Source organism: Sphingomonas sp. (genome assembly GCF_048595155.1).
Classification (GTDB): Bacteria; Pseudomonadota; Alphaproteobacteria; order Sphingomonadales; family Sphingomonadaceae; genus Sphingomonas_I.
In genome coordinates this window covers 1-3922 of sequence record NZ_JBMDXN010000092.1, presented here as the reverse complement: position 1 = coordinate 3922, position 3922 = coordinate 1, and the positions used below count along the sequence as shown (strand labels likewise).

The 3922-nt window shown below is 60.9% G+C and carries 4 protein-coding genes; all 4 read right to left on the bottom strand.

Annotation, left to right across the window (positions count from 1 at the left end; all coding sequences use genetic code 11):
• Positions 1–581: efflux RND transporter permease subunit (locus ACOJSI_RS14315; RefSeq protein WP_420138972.1), on the bottom strand; the 581-nt coding region annotated here is incomplete at its 3' end.
• Positions 582–710: 129 nt separating this feature from the next.
• Entirely contained in the window at positions 711–2081 is a 1371-nt protein-coding gene (locus ACOJSI_RS14310; RefSeq protein ID WP_420138971.1) for an ATP-binding protein, read from the bottom strand.
• Complete coding sequence (locus ACOJSI_RS14305; protein ID WP_420138970.1) at positions 2071–2751, bottom strand: response regulator transcription factor; 681 nt, start codon at positions 2749–2751, stop codon at positions 2071–2073. The genes ACOJSI_RS14310 and ACOJSI_RS14305 overlap by 11 nt, the downstream gene beginning before the upstream one ends.
• A 73-nt stretch (positions 2752–2824) precedes the next feature.
• On the bottom strand, positions 2825–3922 hold a 1098-nt coding region (locus tag ACOJSI_RS14300), incomplete at its 5' end, for an aspartyl protease family protein (protein WP_420138969.1).

Here is a 3922-nt window from a genome sequence, read left to right as displayed (position 1 = left end):
GCCTGCGGGTCCAAATCGATCTGAATCTGGCGTTCGCGCCCGCCCGAAGGGGATGGGCTGGCTGCGCCCTGCACTGCAGCAAGGCCGGGACGAATGAAGTTCTGACCGAGGTCGTAAATCTTCTGTTCGGACAGCGATCCTGACGAAAGCGCCAACTGCAGGATCGGCACCGTCGAGGCATTGTAGTTCAGGATCAGTGGGGGCGTGATGCCGGGGGGCATCTGCTTCAGGACAGTCTGGGAAACGGACGTTACCTGCGCGGTGGCGGTGCGAATATCCACGCCGGGCCGGAAGAAGATCTTCACGATGCCGATGCCGTTCAGCGACTGGCTTTCGATCTGGTCGATGTCGCTTACGGTGGTCGAGAGCTGACGCTCGTAATAATAGACGACGCGGCCCGCCATATCCTCCGGCGGCAGGCCCCGATAGGTCCAGACAGCGGCAATGACGGGGATCTTGATATCCGGGAATATATCCGTCGGCGTGCGCATCCACGCGACCGTTCCCGACAGAAGGATCAGGATAGCCAGCACGGCAAATGTATAGGGCTTGCTGAGGGCAAGCTTGACCAGGTGCAGCATAGGCTCCGCTTCGATATCGGATGAAGAGGCCCCGGGGCCGGAATCGGATCTTTGCCCGGTATGACCATGGGTCATCGCCGGCGCCGCCTTCATGCCGCGCTTTGTGCACCGCGGCGAATTAAATGAATTTCACTTCCCGGAACGCCCTGTCGCTTCGCCGCGGATCCGCACGCACAGGCCGGGATCGGCGTCGCGCAATTCCAGCGCGAAGCCGTGGATATGCAGGATCGTGGCGACGACGCTCAGGCCGATGCCCGAGCCACCGACCTGCGTGGCGTTGCTACCGCGATAGAAACGGCGCAGCACCTTGTCGCGCTCGCCTGTCGGGATGCCGGGGCCATTATCGCTGACTTCGATCAGGCCGGCACCTTCGGCCGGCTGGCGCGTCGAGAGGATGACGCGCCCACCTTCGGGGGTGAATTTTAGCCCATTGTCGACAAGGTTGCTGAGCGCCTCCAACAGCAGATGTTCATCGCCTTCCAGGACGAAACGCCCGTCGATTCGGACATCAAGCGTGATGCCACGCTCTTCCGCAACCGGCTGATGGAGATCGCCGACAGTACGCACCAGTTCGGCGGCCTGAACCGGGCCGAAGCCTGCGATGCGGTGGCTGGCCTTTAATTCCGCGATCCGCAGCAGCGCGGTGAACCGGTCGAGCACATTGTCAATCTCGACCAGCGCCGATCCGAAGATTGGCTCCAATGCCGCATCGCCCTGATGGAGTTGCCGCGCCCGAACGAGTTGATTGCGCACGCGTCCCATTGGCGCCCGAAGATCATGCGCGATCACATCGGTAACCTCCCGGACCTGGACCAACATAGTCTCGACCTCATCAACCATGACATTGACGACGCTGGCGAGCTGATCGAGCTCATCGCCGCGGCCAGTGACCGGCATGCGTACCGAAAGATCACCCCGCGCAATGTCACGGCCAGCGCGCTCCAGCGCGCGAACGCGGCGCATCGGTTTGAGACTGAGGAAGAAGCCGCCGCTTAAGACCAGCAAGGCGATAGCGAAGCCGCTGCCACCGAGAATGAGCAGGATATGATAGCGAAAGTCGACCAGTGGTGTGATGTCGCGCCCGATCACCAGCGTTTGTCCGTTCGGCACGCGCAGCGCGATCATACGGATCGGCTTGGGGCCGCCGAGACCGCCGACATCCTTGGGCTCATCGAACTTCAGGCCAGGGGGCGGCCGCATATTGCCAACAAGCCTGCGGCCATCCTTATCGAGCAGCGCATAATAGTTAAGGCGACTGGCGCCATTGGCCATCTCCTCGCGCATTGCGGCGGCCAGGTCGGCCGGTGGAAATTTCTCAAGTCGCGCGGTTTCGTAGCGCAAAACGCGATCGCTGCGTGCGTTGAGCTCGTGGGCTGTCAGCACATAAATAGTGCCGAGCAGCGCCAGGACGCCGAGCGCGAACAATAATCCAAACCACAAAGTCAGCCGAAAGGTTGTCAGGTTGCTGATCTCGCGAAACCGGAGCCGATCAGACAGCATCAAGCCGGTAGCCTTCGCCCTTGATGGTCTGGATCGCTGACGGCGCATCGGGCCCATCTATCTTCTTGCGCAAGCGCGCAATATGCACATTGATAAGATTGGCGCCAGGATCGAAGCGATAACCCCAGACCTGCTCGAACAGCATGCGACGGGTGACGATTGTACCTTGATTGCGCATCAGGAATTCGAGCAGCTTGAATTCCATCTGGAGGAGCGACACCGGTTCGCCATCCACTTCCACCTCGCGACGGATCAGATCGAGCTGGATCTTGCCGGCCTGCAAGACAGGGCGTTCCGTTTGATACATTTGTTGGCGACGCAACAGCGCCTCGACCCGGGTCGCCATTTCTCCCGGCGCAAAGGGTTTGACGAGATAGTCGTCGCCCCCCGCCCGGAGCCCGCTGATCCGATCGTCCACTTCGCCCATGGCACTGATCATCAAGACAGGCATGTTCAGCCCGCGCTCGCGCAGGCAGTGCACAAGCGTGAGGCCGTCTGTGCCGGGCAGTACCCGATCGAGCGTCATTGCATCGAAGGGCTCGCGCGTCGCGATATCGATCACTTTGTCGCCGTCGCAGACATGCGTCACATCATGCCCGGCTTGCTGCAGCGCCGAGCGGATTTCCTCTGCGGTGACGGGATCGTCCTCAACAATCAGAATGCGCGCCATGGGGTTTCGCTAGCAGATTTGGCGGACGAGATAGGATGGGATCTGTTGCATGTCGGCACACATTCCACTCGCCTCAAAAATAGTCAGCAAGCACGAGTATCACCGCACGGCCGTCAGACAGGTCGAGGCGGATCCGGGTCCCGCCAGGTTCCTGGCCCAACCGCTCACCCTGCGGCGGAAAGGCATGATCAATCCGGCGCCCATCGATCCTGACAATCATGTCTCCTGGCTTCAGCCCCGCCGCCGCTGCAGGACTGTTCACTGCCACATGCCGGATGATGATGCTGTCTGCGCCGCGCTGGCCGCCGATGCCGGAGCGGTCCCGAGGAAATGGAGCTGCGATCCGCGCGGCGTCGCCCCTCAACAACAAACGGCTTTCCCCAAGAGAGAAAATAGCATCAAAGGCGGCAAAGAAGGGCCATCCGAGTGAGATTGGAGACGCGAACTCCCAATGCCCCACGACGCACACCGGGACCTCGTTCAGCGTGAACGGACCGAACTCGATCTTGCGAGCAACAAAGATCTGATCGACCGAAACGCCGTCGCTATCCCGGATCATTGTTGTAGAAATCGGCCTGTTTCCCAAGATCCCGAGCTGCGCCGCGTAGTCACGCGAGATTGAGACCGGAACACTGCTGCTAAGATCCACGACCGCGCGTTCCAGGCCATGAGCCTCGAGCCGCATTTCAAGAGCCGGAAATTGTCGCGCCGTCCCGACAAGCGATAGCCTGCGATAGCCCGACATCGACCGTATCGAAGACGGCGCAAGCAAGCGGGCACGATCTTTGGTAAATTGAACGTGTAGCGCAACCTGCTGCAATACGTCCTGCCCGATGACCAGCGAAACACCTTCAGGAAGACTTGCCAGTTGCGCCACCTCGAACGATCCGACCGAGATATTATTGAAGCCGACGCCGTCGAGAGTGAGCCGCTCGACCCGATACAGTGATCCGACCACGTCGCGCGTAAAGGTACCGGTCAAAGTAGCGCCGATGTAGGGCAGACCTAATTGGAGCGCGAGCTGATCCCGTATCACACTGCGGGTAGCCCCCGTGTTGATGACAGCGCGCATCGATGTGGCGCCGACGGTGGCGGCCAGCCGCAGACAGCGTGCACTGGCGAGGTCAAGCTGTTGCCAAGCACCCCCCCCTGCTGGAATTAGCAAACGGTC

Coding starts and splice junctions, on each gene's coding strand:
- ACOJSI_RS14305 (WP_420138970.1), bottom strand. CDS start 2,751: ATGGCGCGCATTCTGATTGTTGAGGACGATCCCGTCACCGCAGAGGAA.
- ACOJSI_RS14310 (WP_420138971.1), bottom strand. CDS start 2,081: ATGCTGTCTGATCGGCTCCGGTTTCGCGAGATCAGCAACCTGACAACC.